Genomic DNA, 14,703 nt, shown 5'->3' on the forward strand with positions numbered 1-14,703 from the left:
GGACCAGCCGCTCGGCTGACGCCGGGAGGGGTCAGGGGAGGTCGGAGAGTTCCTGGGTGGCGTACCACATGAGTTCGTGGCCCTCGGCGCCGTCCACGGTGAACTGGGCGTCCAGGTCGCCCTGGTCGGCGGCGCCCAGGGCGCGGGCGGCGGCCTGGACGTCGGGGGCGGCGGCCGGGTCGTCGACGTGGGCGGAGACGACCTTCTTCAGCGGGACGACGTCGCGCAGCCGTACTTCGGCGCGGTCGCTCTCGCCCAGGTTCTCGTAGCCGCCCTCGTAGGCGACAGCGCCGTCCGGGACCTCGGCGGCGAGCACGACACGGCGGCACGGCGCGTCGAGGTCGCCCGCGAGCATCCGCAGGCTCGCGCGGGCGGCGGCCAGCATCGCGGCGTACTCCAGCTCCTCGGTGTCGCCGTCGGCGTACCACTCGCGCAGGGCGGGGGTCACCGCGTAGGCGCGGTGCACGGTGATCTCCCCGTCCGCCAGGGCGCGGGCGAGTTCCGGCAACGTGGAGGGAAGGTAGACGCGCATCCCCCCAGTGTGGCACCCCGGCGGCCCGGCCACGTCCGCTCCGGCGCGCGTCGTGGCGGGCGGGTCAGCGCGTGGGGGTGCGGGTGAGCGCCAGCAGGTCGCGGGCGGGCCCGGCCGGGTGGGGTCCGGGTCGCCAGACGGCGCGGAGCCGCCGGGTCAGGGTGACGTCGGCGAGGGGCACCTCGACAAGGCGACGGGTCGAGAGCTCCTCGGTGAGGGCGAGCTCGCTCAGGACGCACGGGCCCATGCCGCCGACGGCGGCCGCCTTCACCGCTGTCGTGGAGGCGAGTTCCAGCAGCGGGGCCGCGTGCCTGCCCAGCGCGTCGTCGAGGACCTGCCGGGTTCCCGAGCCCTCCTCGCGCAGGATGAGCGGGGTCGCGGCCAGCTCCTCGGCGCGGACCGGGGCGCTCCGCCGGGCCCACGGGTGGGCGGGCGCGACGGCGACGACGAGCCTGTCCCGCGCGATGACGGCGCCGTCCAGGCCGGGAGGGAGCGCGGGCCCCTCCACGAACCCGACGTCGGCGTCGCCCGCGAGCAGCCGTTCGGCGACGAACTGGGAGTTCCCGGCCAGCAGCGACACGGCGGTGTCCGGCCGGGCGGCGCGCAGCGCGATGAGCCAGCCGGGCATGAGGTACTCGGCGATCGTCATGCTGGCGGCGACCCGGAGGCGGGAGTCGCGGTCCGCGCGGAGTGCCTGCGCGCCCGCGTCGAACGCCTCGGCGGCCTCGACGACGCGGCGCGCCCAGTCCGTCACGAGGGCGCCCGCGCGGGTGAGCCGGGAGCCGCGCGGTGAGCGCTCCACGAGCGGCACGCCGAGCAGCTTCTCCATGGTGCGGATGCGGCCGCTGGCGGCGGGCTGGGAGATGCCGAGCTCGGCGGCGGCCCGCCCGAGGCTGCCCAGCCGCGCGACGGCCAGCAGCAGTTCCAGCGCGGCGAGGTCGGGCACCCGGTGCCACAGCGGCGCGCGCTCCCCCATAAGCCCAGCCTATGGCTTACGCCGTCCACTCATAACCGCGCCTTATGAGCTCATAGGGGCAAGGCGGCTGGCGGAGCGGCCGGACGGACGTCAGGGTGGTGGTAGGCAGCGCGCCGGCTGCGTATCGCGACCGCGTCGATGTGAGGGATCGACCCGGCCCCGCCCCATCGGGGCGTTCGCGACGGCGCCGTCCGCGGCCGGGTACGCCGCCCGGCCGCGGGCGCGCCAGGGCGCGTCCGTTCACACGCGTTGATGTTGGGGAACAGACGTTCACGCGACGGCAAGCCGCCGTTCGCCGTCCCGACCCCCGGCCGCCCTAGCTTCCCCGGGATGAGGTGGCGCAGGAGAGTACGGAGCGAGCTGGAGAAGCGGACCGGCTGGGAGGTGCGGCGCAGGATCGAGGAGATCCCGCTGCCATTGGAGAAGGCCCGCCCCCCGGTGGACCCGGAGCACGACAGGCTGGTGCGCGCCCCGGTGTTCCTGATGTCGTCGGTCAGGTCGGGGTCGACGCTGCTGCGGCTGATCCTCAACAGCCACCCGCGCGTCCTCGCGCCGCACGAACTGCACCTGCGGCGGATCGGCGTCGAGCTGAAGTCGCCGCCCGCGCGGCAGGCCATCGAGGCGTTCGGCCACCGGCGCACGGACGTCGAGCACCTGCTGTGGGACCGGCTGCTGCACCGCGAGCTGACGCGCAGCGGCAAGGACGTGCTCGTGGAGAAGACGCCGAGCAACGTGTTCGCCTGGTGGCGGCTGCGCCAGTGCTGGCCGGACGCGCGGTTCTTCTTCCTCATCCGGCATCCGCTGTCGATCGCGCTGTCGTGGCACGAGGCCGATCCGGAGCGGCGGCCGATGGACGAGGCCGTGCCGCACACGCTGCGGTTCATGGAGGCGGTCGAGCACTGCCGGACGAAGCTGCCGGGCCCGACGTACCGGTACGAGGACCTCGTGGCCGAGCCGGAGGCCGTCACCCGCGACCTGTGCGCCTACCTCGGGGTCGAATGGTCGCCGCTGATGCTGGAGTACGGGGCGCGCGACCACGGCCCGATCGAGAAGGGCATCGGGGACTGGCGCGCGAAGGTCGCGACGGGCCGGGTCCAGCCGGGACGGCCGCTGCCCGACGTTGAGGACGTCCCGGAGCCCCTCCAGCCCATCGCGGAGTCCTGGGGCTACCTGTGACGTCCCGGGCCCGCTGCGGCGCTCACAGGGGCAGCCGCAGCAGGTCCGAGAGTTGCGCCCTGGTGTCCTCGGGGGTGGTGTGCAGCACGCCGGTCATGCCGAGGTCGGTCGCGGTCCTGATGTTCTCGGCGATGTCGTCGATGAAGACGCAGTCCTCGGGCCGCAGGTCGAGCACCTCGACGGTGTGCCGGAAGATCTCCCGCCCCGGCTTGCGCATGCCGACCTCGCCGGAGATGACGACGGTGTCGAACAGCCCGGACCACAGCTCGCGCGGGTAGGCGTTGCCCCAGGAGTTGGACAGCAGCGCCGTCGCCAGACCGCCCGCCTTGGCCGCGTGCAGCGCCTCGTACATGGTCTCGATCGGGTGGAACGCGGCGAACATGCGGGACAGCAGGCCGTCGGGGGAGACGGGCCCGCCGTCCACGGTCCGGAGTTCGGCGGCCAGGAGGCGTTCGAACTCCTCGGCCGGGAGGGTGCCGTCCTCCAGCGCGTGGATGAGGTTGCCACCGGAGAAGGCCGACATGGCGTGCGTCCCGGCGTAGGCGCCGCCGAACCAGGCGCGCATCGTCTCCCGGTAGCTCGCGACGTCGATCTCGTCGGCGGTGAGCCACACACTGATGGCGTCCTGCAGCGGAGCGGTGAGTACCCCGCCCCAGTCGGTGATCACGGCGCGGAGGGTCATACCGGACATGTTACGAGCTGACTCGTGAGTCAGTTAGTGCCACCCCGGTAAGTGACCTCTGTCCCCGGTTTGCCAGACTGCCCGACATGGACTTCGAACTGAGCCCGAAGGCTGCCGAGTACCAGGCCAAGCTGCTGGAGTTCATGGACTCCCACGTCTACCCGGCCGAGAAGGTCTACGCCGAGTGGCGCGCGGTGAACGACCCGCACGCGCTCCCGCCCGTCGTCGAGGAGCTCAAGGCGGAGGCGCGCGGGCGCGGGTTGTGGAACCTGTTCCTGCCCGACCTCGGCGGCCTGACGAACCTGGAGTACGCGACGCTGGCCGAGATCACCGGGCGCAGCCCCGACCTCGCGCCCGAGGCGCTCAACTGCCAGGCGCCGGACACGGGCAACATGGAAGTCCTCCACATGTTCGGCTCCGAGGAACAGCGCAAGACCTGGCTTGAGCCGCTGCTGGACGGCGAGATCCGCTCGGCGTTCGCGATGACCGAGCCCGACGTCGCCAGCTCCGACGCCACCAACATCACCCTGAGCATCGTGCGGGACGGCGACGAGTACGTCGTCAACGGCCGCAAGTGGTGGATCACCGGCGCCGCCGACGAACGCTGCAAGATCTTCATCGTGATGGGCAAGACCGACCCCGACGCGCCCGTCCACCGGCAGCAGTCGATGGTGCTCGTGCCGCGCGACACCCCCGGCTTCACCGTCGTGCGCGACCTCCCGGTGTTCGGCAGGCACGACCAGCACGGGCACTGCGAACTGCGCTTCGAGGACGTGCGGGTGCCCGTCGCCAACCTCATCGGCGACGAGGGCGACGGCTTCCTCATCTCCCAGGCACGGCTCGGCCCCGGCCGCATCCACCACTGCATGCGCGCCCTCGGCATGGCCGAACGGGCGCTGGAGCTGATGTGCCGCCGGGCCGCCGACCGTGTCGCGTTCGGCCGGCCGCTGGCCGCCCAGGGCGTGGTCCAGCAGCAGATCGCCGAGTCGCGGATCGCGATCGAGCAGGCCCGGCTGCTCACGTTGAAGACCGCGTGGCTGATCGACAGGCACGGCGCCAAGGGCGCCCGCACCGAGATCGCGGCCATCAAGGTCGTGGTGCCGCGGATCGCGCACGAGGTCATCGACCGGGCGATCCAGGTGCACGGAGGGGCGGGGGTCAGCGACGACACGCCGCTCGCCGCCATGTACACGTGGGTGCGCGCGATGCGGCTGTTCGACGGCCCGGACGAGGTGCATGTCCGGACGGTGGCCCGGCAGGAGCTCAGGCCGTATCTCTCCTGACGTCGCCCAGGAGCAGCAGGGCTTCGCGGACGGCGCCGCCCGCGTCTTCGAGGGCACGGGAGGCGCGGGAGGGGGTGACGTCGGCCAGGAGGGTGATGAGGGCGACCCGGGTGTCGCCGCCCGCTTCGGCGAGGGCGTGCTCACACGTCCGCGCGTCCAGGCCGGTCGCCTCGACGAGGATGCGGATGAGCCGTCTGCGGAGCTTGGAGTTGAGGGCGTTCACGCTGACCATCAGGTTGGAGTAGGTGCGGCCCAGCCTGATCATCACCGTCGTGGAGAAGGCGTTCAGCACCATCTTGGTGGCCGTGCCCGCCTTCATCCTGGTCGAGCCGCTGATCACCTCGGGGCCGGTGTCCAGACCTATGTGCACGTCCACCTCGCGGCCGAACCACGACGACGGGTTCGCCGAGATCAGCCCGGTGGACGCGCCTATCTCCGTCGCGTAGCGCAGCGCCCCCACCACGTAGGGTGTGGTGCCGCTCGCCGCGATGCCGACCGCGACGTCCCCCGGGTTCAGCGCCTCGGCGTCGGACGCGCCGAGCGCGATGTCGTCCTCGACGCCCTCCACCGCGCGGGACAGCGCGTGCGCGCCCCCGGCGTGGTGCGCGACGACCCACTCGGGCGGCGTGCCGTACGTCGGGGGGAGTTCGGCGGCGTCGATGAAGCCGAGCCGGCCCGAGGTGCCCGCGCCGAAGTAGTGCACCCGGTCGCCCCGGCGCAGCGCCGCGACGGCGAGGTCGACGAGGTCGGCGATCTGGGGGAGCACCTCGGCGACGGCCTGGTGCACCCGCTCGTCCTCGGTGTTGATCCGGCGCAGCACCTCCAGCGTGGGCAGGGTGTCGATCTCGGCGGTGCGAGGGTTGCGCCGCTCGGTCGGCAGGTCGATGGGGAGTTCGTTCATCGCCTCTTCCTCTCCGGCCGGACACTGCGTCCGTGCACTGCGGTGTAGGTGGCTTCCAGTGCCTCCCGCGTCGGCTCGTAAGTCTGCCGCGCGACTCCGACAAAAACGCAGTCGATGACGGTGAGCTGGGCCAACCTGCTCGCCGTCGCGCCGGACCGGAACGTCGTCTCGCGCGCCGCGGTGGTGAGGACGAGGTCGGCCTGCTCGGCTATGGGGCTCTTGGGGAAGTTGGTGAGCGCGATCGTGGTGGCGCCGCGCCCGGCCGCGACGGCGAGCGCGTCCAACGTTTCGACGGTGGTGCCGCTGTGTGAGATACCGACTGCAACGTCCCCGGGCTGGAGAACTGCCGCACTCGTCAGCATGATGTGTGCGTCGGACCACGCATAGGAGGTGTGGCCGATGCGGTGCAGCTTCTGCTGGAAGTCGAGGGCGACGAAGGCGCTGGCGCCTACGCCGTAGACGTCGACGCGCCGGGCCGCGACGACCGTGTCGATGACCCTGGCCAGGACCTTGAGGTCGAGTTGCGCCGCGGTCTCCTCCACCGCGCGGGCGTCGGCGAAGGTGACCTTCTCCACCACATCTTCGAGAGAGTCATCCGGTCCGATGTCACTGCCGACAACCCTCCCGCCGGACGCGGACTGGGCGCGGCCGGCCTCGGTCGCGAGCGTGAGCCGCAACTCGGGATATCCGTTGAAGCCGATCGCCCGGCAGAACCGGATGACCGTGGTTTCCGAGGTCCCGCACGCCTGGGCCAGCTCCGTGATGGTCGATCCCGCCACTCCCTCGGGGTCGTCGACCACCCGCTGGGCCACCCGTCGTTCGGCCGGCGGTAGGGACGGCAGCAGTGAGCGAACTCTGACCACCGTGCTGAGTGGAGGTGCTGCGTGTCCCGCTTCTTGGTGTCCCGTGTCTTGACCTTCGGGTTTCCTCATGGAAGAAAGTTTCTTACAAGGGGTTTGTCGCGTCAACGCCAAAGTCTTTACGGACGTGATGTGATGACTGATTTCGTCAGCCCGAACGACGTGCCGCGCCACACCGCGCCGGAGAGCACCGAGCCGTACGTCGTCGGGATCGACGCCGGGGGCACGCACACACGCTGTGCGCTGGCCACCCTCGACGGCACCGTCGTCGGGGTCGGCAGCGGACCGGGCGCCAACCCGAACTCGGGGGGCGACCCGGAATCCGCCCTGCTCACCGCCCTCGCGCAGGCGACGGCCGGGATCGACCCGGCGGCCGTCCGCGGCGGGGTCTTCGGCATCGCGGGGGCGGGGGCCGCGGGCCGTCCCGTCCTCGTCTCGGCCTCCCAGCGGGCCTGGCAGACCCTCGGGATGGCCGGGGAGCCCGAGGTCTTCACCGACATCGCCATCAACTTCGCGTCCGGCACCGCCGCCCCCAGCGGGATCGTCGTGTTCGCCGGGACGGGCGCGGGCGCCGCCGTCATCCGGGACGGCGAGATCGTGGCCCGCGCCGACGCCTACGGGTACCTCCTCGGCGACGAGGGCTCCGCCGTCTGGATCGGCCGCCAGGGCGTCAAGGCGGCGCTCGCCGCGATGGACGGCAGGGGCCCGGAAACCCTCCTGTCGGCGCTGGTGCCCGCGGCGCTGCTCGGGTCGGAGGCCACGGCCGGGCTACGCCCCCGCCCGCTCGTGTTGGCCGGAATCGGCCACACGATCTCCGCGCCCCCACGGACCGCCCCGACCAGCTCCCTGCCGCAGGCGATCATCAAGGAGGTCTACGGCAGGCCCCCGGCGGCGCTCGGCGCCATCGGCCCCGTGGTGAACGAGGCGGCCGAGCACGGAGACGAGGTGGCCCTCAAGATCGTCGAGGAGGCCGCCTCGTCCCTTCTCCTGGACGTGGACGCCATCATCCCCGCGCTCGGCGATCCGTCCGCGCCCGTCGTCATGGCCGGGTCCGTGCTCGGTGAGGGCATGGTCGCCGATCTCGTCCGGGCGGGGCTGCGCGCCCGCTTCGAGAGCGAGCCCTGCCGGGCCGGTGACGGCGCGGCGGGGGCGGCGCGGATGGCGATCCGTCGTCTGGCGGCCGCCTAGCGCGCGCGGGAGACGGCCGGGCAGGTTCGGGCAAAGGCGGAACCCGCCCGGCGTGTGAGGCGGCGCGGCCCGGTGCGCGTGGGTACTACCCTCCCCTGGACATGGGGGGAGTCGTCATGAGGACACGCACGGTCGCGCTGGCCATGGCCTGGTGCGCGGCACTGGCCGGGTGTTCGGCGGGCGGAGGCGGCGGTGGCGCGAGCACACCGCCCACCACGACGCCGACCCCCGAGCCGGTGCCGCTCGCCGCCACGCTCGTGCAGGAGATGAGCGTCGCGGAGAAGGTGGGGCAGTTGCTCCTGCCGACCGTGAAGAACGCCGCCGACGGCAAGAAGCTGGTGGCCGACCACGGCGTCGGCGGCTTCATCTACTTCCCCGGCAACCTCAAGAGCCCGCGCAAGGCGGCCGAGCTGTCGGAGGCCCTCCAGGGCGCGTCCAAGATCCCGCTGCTGCTCGGTGTGGACGAGGAGACGGGCATCGTCTCCCGGGCCGACTTCACCACGACGTTCCCGGGCGCGATGGCCCTGGGCGCGGTCGGCGACGCCGAACTGGCCCGGCACGCCGCCGTGGTGACGGGCACCGAACTCAACGCAGTGGGCGTGAACCTGAACTTCGCGCCGGACGCCGACGTGAACGTCAACCCGCGCAACCCGGTGATCGGGGTGCGCTCCTTCGGGTCCGACCCGGCCGCCGTCGGCAGGCTCGTGGCGGCCCAGGTGGACGGGTACCGGACGGCGGGCGTCGCCGCGGTGGCCAAGCACTTCCCCGGCCACGGCGACACCGCCGTGGACAGCCACACCGGGCTCCCCGAGATCGACCATTCGGTAGCGAGGTGGGAGGAGCTGGACGCGCCGCCGTTCCGGTCGGCGATCGAGGCGGGCGTGGACGCGATCATGACGGGCCACCTCGTCGTGCCGTCCCTGGACAAGTCCAAGACCCCCGCGACGATGTCCAGAAAGATCCTCACCGGGGTGCTCAGGCAGAAGCTCGGCTTCCGTGGCGTCATCATCACCGACTCCCTCCTGATGGCCGGAGCGCAGGTCGAGGGCGGGGCGCCCGAGGCGGCCGTCAGGGCGGTGCTCGCGGGGGCCGACATGATGCTCATGCCGCCGGACGTCGGCCAGGCGCACGCCGCCCTCGTCAAGGCCGTGAAGAAGGGCAGGATCTCCCAGAACACGCTGGACGCGGCCGTCATCAGGATCCTCACGCTGAAGGAGGCGCGCGGCCTGTTCGGCGGGGCCACCGTGGACCCGGCCGCAGCCGTCACCGCCCAGCGCACCCCCGAGCACCGCGCGACCGCGCTGGACGTCGCGACGCGCGCGGTGACGGTCGTCCGCAACAAGGAGGCGCTGCCGCTGAAGGGCGGCGTGTACGTCGCCGGGAGCGACGCGCAGGCCGTCACCGCCGCGCTGCGTGCCGAGGGGGTCAAGATCGCGGGCCCTGAGGCCGCCACCCACGTCGTCACCTCGCGCACCGGCTCCGACGTCGCGGGGACGGTCGCCGCGCTCTCGGGCCGCAAGAAGGTGGTGCTGGCCCTTCTCGGCAGCCCCTACGGGCTGCGTCACGCCGGGTCGGCGCAGGCCGCCGCCGTCACCTACTCCACCAGCGCCGTCTCGGTGAAGGGGCTCGCCAAGATCCTCGCGGGGAAGGCGGTTCCGCAGGGCCGCCTGCCCGTCGCGGTGCCGGGCGCGTTCAAGCTCGGCGCGGGCATCACCAGCGCCCTGTAGCCCTCGGGGGGTTGGACGTTTCCGCGTCGCGGGGAGTAGGTTGCGGCGCGGAAAGGGGTCGGTGTGCTGGTGCGCGCGGTGGCTGCGGGATGCGCCTTCGTGCTGCTCACCGGGTGCGCCGCCGAGGCGGAGCCGGTGCCGATGCCGCCGCTCACCGCCGAACCGGACTTCCCGCTGTTCGCGAGCCAGACGCCGGACGGCGCGGCCGCCCCGCAGTCGCTGGACGGGCGGGAGGCCCGCGCGGCGCTCCAGAAGATCCTCAGGGGCGCGGGGGCGGGCCGGACGGCGGTCTGCGCGAACGTCGGGCCCGGCTACGCGCGCAAGCGGCTCGGCGGGACGTGCGCCGACTGGATCGCCGCGCTGAGCCCCGAGGACCGGGCGAAGCTCAGCGCCGTCCGGGTGCGGAAGGCGGTCGCCGGGAGCGCGGCGAACGTCTGGGTCGTCAGGGCGCGCGACCTGGTGTGGCCGCGGGGCGCCCCCACGTCGCCCGACCGGCCCCGGTACGTCCTGCGGCACCGGGAGGGCCGCTGGGTCCTCTCCGGCTGATCTGGGCCCGCTCCGCGCCGTCTGGACGGTTCCGTGCCGCCGCCCCGGACGCCGTCGCGCTCGTGCGGCCGCCGTCCGCGCCGGGGAATCGGGCGCTTCATCGGAAGGTGTCCGGTTGATGACACTGGGTAGTAGCCCGGCATGGACGCCGTCACCCACGTTCCGGTTCCGCACAACGAGCCGGTGAAGTCGTACGCCCCGGGCAGCCCTGAGCGGTCGGCCCTGGAGGCCGAGATCAAGGAGCTCGGCTCGGCGAGCCTGGAGCTCACCATGACGATCGGGGGCCGCCGCCGCCCCGGCGCGGGCCGCGACATCGACGTGGTCGAGCCGCACAACCACGGGCACGTGCTCGGCCGGATGCGCAACGCGACGCCGTCCGACGCGGCGGCCGCCATCGAGGCCGCCAAGCACGCGGCGCCGGGCTGGCGCGCGCTCGGCTTCGAGGACAGGGCGGCGATCTTCCTGCGCGCCGCCGACCTGCTCGCGGGCCCGTGGCGCCAGGTCCTCAACGCCGCGACGGTGCTGGGCCAGTCCAAGAGCCCGATCCAGGCCGAGATCGACTCCGCGTGCGAGCTGATCGACTTCTGGCGGTTCAACGTCGCCTACGCCCGGCAGTTGCTGTCGGAGCAGCCCGCCAGCTCGCCCGGCATCTGGGACCGGATGGAGTACCGGCCGCTCGAAGGCTTCGTCCTGGCCATCACGCCGTTCAACTTCACCTCCATCGCGGGCAACCTCCCGACCGCGCCCGCGCTGCTCGGCAACGTCGTCGTCTGGAAGCCGTCGCCCACACAGGCGTTCTCCGCGTACTTCATCATGCGGCTCCTTGAGGAGGCGGGCCTCCCGCCCGGCGTCATCAACCTGCTGACGGGCGACCACGAGGCGATCTCCGAGGTCGCCGTCCGGCACCCGGACCTCGCGGGCATCCACTTCACCGGCTCCACCGGCACCTTCCAGCGGCTCTGGACGGACGTCGGCCAGAACATCGCCCGGTACCGGGGCTATCCGCGCCTGGTCGGCGAGACCGGAGGCAAGGACTTCGTCGTCGCCCACCCCAGCGCGGACCCGGCCGCGCTCGTCACGGCGCTCGTGCGCGGCGCGTTCGAGTACCAGGGCCAGAAGTGCTCGGCCGCCTCCCGCGCCTACATCCCGCGCCCGCTGTGGGGGCGGATCAAGGACGACCTCGTCGCCACGACCGAGGCGCTCACCATGGGCAACGTCGCGGAGGACCTGTCGCTGTTCTGCGGCGCCGTCATCGACAAGAACGCCTTCACCAAGCACAAGGCGGCCATCGACAGGGCGGGCCGCGACGGCGTCGAGCTGGTCGCGGGCGGCAACTGCGACGACCGGCGCGGCTACTTCGTCCGGCCGACGATCCTCGGCTCCGCCGACCCCGCCGACGAGATCTTCACCAAGGAGTACTTCGGGCCCATCCTCGGCGTCCACGTCTACGACGAGGGCCGCTACGACGACATGCTGGACCAGATGGAGTCGGTCAGCCAGTACGCGCTCACCGGCTCGATCATGGCGAGGGACAGGGCGGCCATCGCGCACGCCACCGAGCGGCTGCGCTTCGCGGCGGGCAACTTCTACGTCAACGACAAGCCGACCGGGGCGGTCGTCGGGCAGCAGCCGTTCGGCGGGGCGCGCGCCAGCGGCACCAACGACAAGGCGGGGTCGATCTTCAACCTGGTCCGCTGGGTCAACCCGAGGGTCGTCAAGGAGACGTTCGTGCCTCCGACCGACTACCGCTACCCGCACATGCGCTGACCGTTCGGGCCGAAGAGACGACCTGTCATCATGAGCGGGTGCCGCACCCTGAACGCCCAGCCTCGCGCCTCGTCCTGTGGAACGTCGACCACACACTGCTCGACGCGGGGAGGGTCACCCGCGAGGCGTACGCGGAGGCGTTCACCGAGGTCACCGGCAAGCCGATGGTGCGGCTGGCGCCGACGGCGGGCCGCACCGAGTCGGAGATCATCTTCGAGACCCTCGCGTTCAACGGGATCGTCACCGACGACGACCACCTGGACGCGTTCACCGCCGCGCTGGAGCGCGCCTTCGCCGTCCGGCGGGACAAGGTGCGGGCGCACGCCAGGGTGCTGCCGGGCGCGGTCGAGGCGCTGGCCGCCGCCGCCCGGCTGCCCGGCGCCGTCCAGTCGGTGCTGACGGGCTCGCTGGAGGGCACCGCGCGGATCAAGCTCGCCGAACTCGGCCTGGACCGGCACCTGGACCTGTCCGTCGGCGGCTACTTCTCGCCCGTCTACCCCAAGGGCGCGACCATCGAGACGTCGCGGATCAAGGCGGCCGCCGCCTACCAGACGACGATCGCGGAGGCCGCGACCGTCCTGGTCGCCGACCACCCCCTGGACGTCCGCGCCGCGCAGATCGCCCGCGCCCGCAGCGTCGGCGTCGCCACCGGCACCGCCACCGAGACCGAACTCCGCGCCGCGGGCGCCGACGCCGTCCTCCCCACCCTCGCCGACACCCGCGCCATCCTCGAAACGATCGACCGCCTAACCCGCTAGGCACACCCCCGGAGACCGGCCCAATAAATCCGTCAGGGTTCTGGGGCCGGGGCCTTCGGCGGCGAGGTGGTCGTTGGGGTTGACGATGGGGCAGAGGTCGAGGGAGAGGCAGCCGCAGCCGATGCAGCCGGTGAGGCGGTCGCGCAGTTCGGTGAGCAGGGTGATGCGGTGGGTGAGGTCCTCCTCCCAGGACGCCGACAGGGCCGCCCAGTCGGCGCGGGTGGGGGTCCGCCCCTCCGGGAGCAGGCACAGCGCCTCGCGGATCGCGGCGAGCGACACACCGACGCGCTGGGCCAGCCGGACGAACGCGACACGGCGCAGCGTCTCGCGGGTGTACCTGCGCTGGTTGCCCGTCGTGCGGCGGCTGTGGATCAGTCCCTCGCGCTCGTAGAAGCGCAGTGTCGAGGCGGCGACGCCGCTGCGCTCGGCGAGCTCCCCGATCGTCAGTTCCTTACGGACGGCCTCCGTCATGCGCAAGACCCTAACGGGAAGTTCCCGGCATGGCAGAATGTGAGGTAAGTCACGCGGGCTCGAGGTGTGATCCAGAAAAACACTGGTCAGGGAACGCGCGGGAAAGGAATTCTCGGGTCCGGGCAACGCCGTCGGGGTGTTTGGGCGTCCTCTTCCACAAAGGTGCTCTACTGCGCCCCCCGCCTTCACGGCTGTACAGTCCATCCGAAACGCGGGTGAACGCGGTGCGGACGAAAGGGACGGCCGGGGCGCCGGACGACGAAACCGAAGCCGCGAGGCGACGACGGGGGAAGACCAACGATGGTGGCGGAGCTACGGTCCAATGATCCGCTGCGCCTCGGCCAGTACCGGATCGAGGGCCGGCTCGGCGAGGGCGGCCAGGGGGTCGTGTACCTCGGCAGGCACGCGGACGGCGGGGAGCCGCGTGCCATCAAGCTGCTGCACCTGGAGGCCGACGACAAGGCGCGCCAGCGGTTCCTGCGCGAGGTGGAGGTGGCCAAGAAGGTCGCCCCCTTCTGCACCGCCCGACTGTACGACGTCGGCGCGGACGGCGACCAGTTCTACACGGTCAGCGAGTACGTGCCGGGGCCCAGCCTCCAGATCCGGGTCCAGCAGGACGGCCCGCTGAGCGAGGCCGAGCTGGAGCGCCTGGCCGTGGGCACCGCGACGGCCCTGGTGTCGATCCACCAGGCCGGGATCATCCACCGCGACTTCAAGCCGCACAACGTGCTCCTCGGCCCGGACGGCCCCCGCGTGATCGACTTCGGTGTCGCCAAGGCGCTGAGCGCGTCCACGACGCTCACCAGCCGGGTCATCGGCACCCCGTCCTACATGTCGCCCGAGCAGGTCGAGGGCGAGGAGGTCAGCACCGCGGCGGACGTGTTCTGCTGGGCGTCCACGATGGTCTACGCCGCCACCGGCGAGCCGCCGTTCGGCCAGGACACGATCATGGCGGTGATCAACCGGATCGCCAACCACGAGCCGGAACTGGGAGCGCTCCAGGGTTCGATGCGGGCCCTGATCCTCGACTGCCTCGCCAAGGACGCCGAGGACCGCCCGTCCACCCGCGACGTGCTGATGCGGCTGCTCGGCCACGCCGACGCGCCCGCCCCGATCGCCGCCGCGGGCGACGAGCCCACCGCGATGCTCAACGTGGGCGCGGCCCTGGCCGTGGACGCGGGCGACCCCAACGTCACCTCGCTCGACCCGTCGCGCACCACGGTGCAGGGCCTCAGCCCCGGCGAGTGGGCGGCGCGCGGCGGCGAGCTGGCGCCCGCGCCGGGCGTCTACCCGCGCCGGGAGGCCCGCAGGGCGCGCCGGGCCGCGAAGGTCCCCTGGTTCATCACGGCGGCCGCCGTCTCGTTCGCCGTGTTCACCGCGGGCGGGGCGGGCTTTGTCGTCTACAAGATCTCCTCGGCCGACGCCGGCGCCAAGGAGGCGCCGACCACGGTCGAGCCGGGCCCGCCCTCGCAGGGCAACGACCCGACCCGCAGGCCGGGTTCGACGGCGACCGCCACCGACCCGGGACAGGGCCCGCCGATCTACACCACGACGACCCCGACAAAGCCGTCCGAGACCCCGACCGGCACGCCGTCGACGACGCCGAAGCCGAGCCAGACCACCAAGGACCCGAAGCCGACGTCCACCCCGACGGTCACCCAGCCGCCGGTGGACCCGCCCGACGACCCGGATCCGACGACGCCGCCCCCGGTGGACCCGACCACCGACCCGACCGGCGGCGCGGGTGGCGCGGGCGGCGGAGGCGGTGCGGGCGGCGCGGGCGGCGTCCTGCCGCCGCTCGGCGGCAACTGATCCCCCGGCTGGGAACCGGGCGTC

Annotated in this window: 14 protein-coding genes; 8 read left to right on the forward strand and 6 right to left on the reverse strand. The window is 72.8% G+C overall.

Going from position 1 to position 14,703, the window contains the following annotated elements:
• Window positions 1-31: 31 nt before the first annotated feature.
• Complete coding sequence (locus tag LO762_RS18775; protein WP_230616808.1) at window positions 32-532, reverse strand: hypothetical protein; 501 nt, start codon at window positions 530-532, stop codon at window positions 32-34.
• A gap of 64 nt (window positions 533-596) precedes the next feature.
• Window positions 597-1,508, reverse strand: a complete 912-nt coding sequence (locus LO762_RS18780; RefSeq protein ID WP_230616810.1) for a LysR family transcriptional regulator — start codon at window positions 1,506-1,508, stop codon at window positions 597-599.
• A 330-nt stretch (window positions 1,509-1,838) separates the two neighbouring features.
• Between LO762_RS18780 and LO762_RS18785 the strand changes: the two genes are divergently transcribed.
• Window positions 1,839-2,684, forward strand: coding sequence for a sulfotransferase (locus LO762_RS18785; RefSeq protein ID WP_230616812.1), 846 nt, complete (start codon window positions 1,839-1,841; stop codon window positions 2,682-2,684).
• 22 nt (window positions 2,685-2,706) lie between these two features.
• Here the strand turns inward: LO762_RS18785 and LO762_RS18790 are convergent, their stop codons facing one another.
• Window positions 2,707-3,366 carry an HAD family hydrolase gene (locus tag LO762_RS18790; RefSeq protein ID WP_374201578.1) on the reverse strand — a complete coding sequence of 220 codons (660 nt, stop codon included), beginning with the start codon at window positions 3,364-3,366 and terminating at the stop codon, window positions 2,707-2,709.
• 86 nt (window positions 3,367-3,452) lie between these two features.
• Between LO762_RS18790 and LO762_RS18795 the strand changes: the two genes are divergently transcribed.
• Window positions 3,453-4,649 (forward strand): acyl-CoA dehydrogenase family protein, encoded by a 1,197-nt coding sequence (locus LO762_RS18795; protein WP_230616816.1) that lies wholly within the window; start codon window positions 3,453-3,455, stop codon window positions 4,647-4,649.
• Here LO762_RS18795 and murQ read toward each other — a convergent pair.
• Both murQ and LO762_RS18805 read right to left on the reverse strand, forming a co-directional pair.
• Window positions 4,630-5,550 (reverse strand): N-acetylmuramic acid 6-phosphate etherase, encoded by a 921-nt coding sequence (gene murQ, locus LO762_RS18800; protein ID WP_230616818.1) that lies wholly within the window; start codon window positions 5,548-5,550, stop codon window positions 4,630-4,632. The two genes, LO762_RS18795 and murQ, sit on opposite strands and share 20 nt — an antisense overlap.
• Window positions 5,547-6,482, reverse strand: a complete 936-nt coding sequence (locus tag LO762_RS18805; protein WP_230616820.1) for a MurR/RpiR family transcriptional regulator — start codon at window positions 6,480-6,482, stop codon at window positions 5,547-5,549. The genes murQ and LO762_RS18805 overlap by 4 nt, the downstream gene beginning before the upstream one ends.
• A 63-nt stretch (window positions 6,483-6,545) precedes the next feature.
• Here LO762_RS18805 and LO762_RS18810 point away from each other — a divergent pair, with 63 nt between their 5' ends.
• The 5 genes from LO762_RS18810 (at window position 6,546) to LO762_RS18830 (ending at window position 12,396) form a co-directional block, all read left to right on the forward strand.
• Window positions 6,546-7,598, forward strand: coding sequence for an N-acetylglucosamine kinase (locus tag LO762_RS18810; protein ID WP_230616822.1), 1,053 nt, complete (start codon window positions 6,546-6,548; stop codon window positions 7,596-7,598).
• Window positions 7,599-7,714: 116 nt separating this feature from the next.
• Window positions 7,715-9,325, forward strand: coding sequence for a glycoside hydrolase family 3 protein (locus tag LO762_RS18815; RefSeq protein WP_230616824.1), 1,611 nt, complete (start codon window positions 7,715-7,717; stop codon window positions 9,323-9,325).
• Between the two features lie 63 nt (window positions 9,326-9,388).
• Entirely contained in the window at window positions 9,389-9,871 is a 483-nt protein-coding gene (locus tag LO762_RS18820; protein ID WP_230616826.1) for a hypothetical protein, read from the forward strand.
• Window positions 9,872-10,012: 141 nt separating this feature from the next.
• Window positions 10,013-11,638, forward strand: coding sequence for an L-glutamate gamma-semialdehyde dehydrogenase (gene pruA / locus LO762_RS18825; RefSeq protein ID WP_230616828.1), 1,626 nt, complete (start codon window positions 10,013-10,015; stop codon window positions 11,636-11,638).
• Window positions 11,639-11,676: 38 nt separating this feature from the next.
• Window positions 11,677-12,396, forward strand: a complete 720-nt coding sequence (locus LO762_RS18830; RefSeq protein WP_230616830.1) for an HAD family hydrolase — start codon at window positions 11,677-11,679, stop codon at window positions 12,394-12,396.
• Here the strand turns inward: LO762_RS18830 and soxR are convergent.
• Window positions 12,385-12,867 (reverse strand): redox-sensitive transcriptional activator SoxR, encoded by a 483-nt coding sequence (gene soxR / locus LO762_RS18835; protein ID WP_230616832.1) that lies wholly within the window; start codon window positions 12,865-12,867, stop codon window positions 12,385-12,387. The genes LO762_RS18830 and soxR overlap by 12 nt on opposite strands.
• A gap of 300 nt (window positions 12,868-13,167) precedes the next feature.
• Between soxR and LO762_RS18840 the strand changes: the two genes are divergently transcribed.
• Window positions 13,168-14,679, forward strand: a complete 1,512-nt coding sequence (locus LO762_RS18840; RefSeq protein WP_230616834.1) for a serine/threonine-protein kinase — start codon at window positions 13,168-13,170, stop codon at window positions 14,677-14,679.
• Window positions 14,680-14,703 lie beyond the last annotated feature (24 nt).

It is taken from the genome of Actinocorallia sp. API 0066 (assembly GCF_020991275.1).
Lineage (GTDB): Bacteria > Actinomycetota > Actinomycetes > Streptosporangiales > Streptosporangiaceae > Actinocorallia.

Coding starts and splice junctions, on each gene's coding strand:
- LO762_RS18775 (WP_230616808.1), bottom strand. CDS start 532: ATGCGCGTCTACCTTCCCTCCACGTTGCCGGAACTCGCCCGCGCCCTG.
- LO762_RS18780 (WP_230616810.1), bottom strand. CDS start 1,508: ATGGGGGAGCGCGCGCCGCTGTGGCACCGGGTGCCCGACCTCGCCGCG.
- LO762_RS18785 (WP_230616812.1), top strand. CDS start 1,839: ATGAGGTGGCGCAGGAGAGTACGGAGCGAGCTGGAGAAGCGGACCGGC.
- LO762_RS18790 (WP_374201578.1), bottom strand. CDS start 3,366: ATGACCCTCCGCGCCGTGATCACCGACTGGGGCGGGGTACTCACCGCT.
- LO762_RS18795 (WP_230616816.1), top strand. CDS start 3,453: ATGGACTTCGAACTGAGCCCGAAGGCTGCCGAGTACCAGGCCAAGCTG.
- murQ (WP_230616818.1), bottom strand. CDS start 5,550: ATGAACGAACTCCCCATCGACCTGCCGACCGAGCGGCGCAACCCTCGC.
- LO762_RS18805 (WP_230616820.1), bottom strand. CDS start 6,482: ATGAGGAAACCCGAAGGTCAAGACACGGGACACCAAGAAGCGGGACAC.
- LO762_RS18810 (WP_230616822.1), top strand. CDS start 6,546: ATGACTGATTTCGTCAGCCCGAACGACGTGCCGCGCCACACCGCGCCG.
- LO762_RS18815 (WP_230616824.1), top strand. CDS start 7,715: ATGAGGACACGCACGGTCGCGCTGGCCATGGCCTGGTGCGCGGCACTG.
- pruA (WP_230616828.1), top strand. CDS start 10,013: ATGGACGCCGTCACCCACGTTCCGGTTCCGCACAACGAGCCGGTGAAG.
- soxR (WP_230616832.1), bottom strand. CDS start 12,867: ATGACGGAGGCCGTCCGTAAGGAACTGACGATCGGGGAGCTCGCCGAG.
- LO762_RS18840 (WP_230616834.1), top strand. CDS start 13,168: ATGGTGGCGGAGCTACGGTCCAATGATCCGCTGCGCCTCGGCCAGTAC.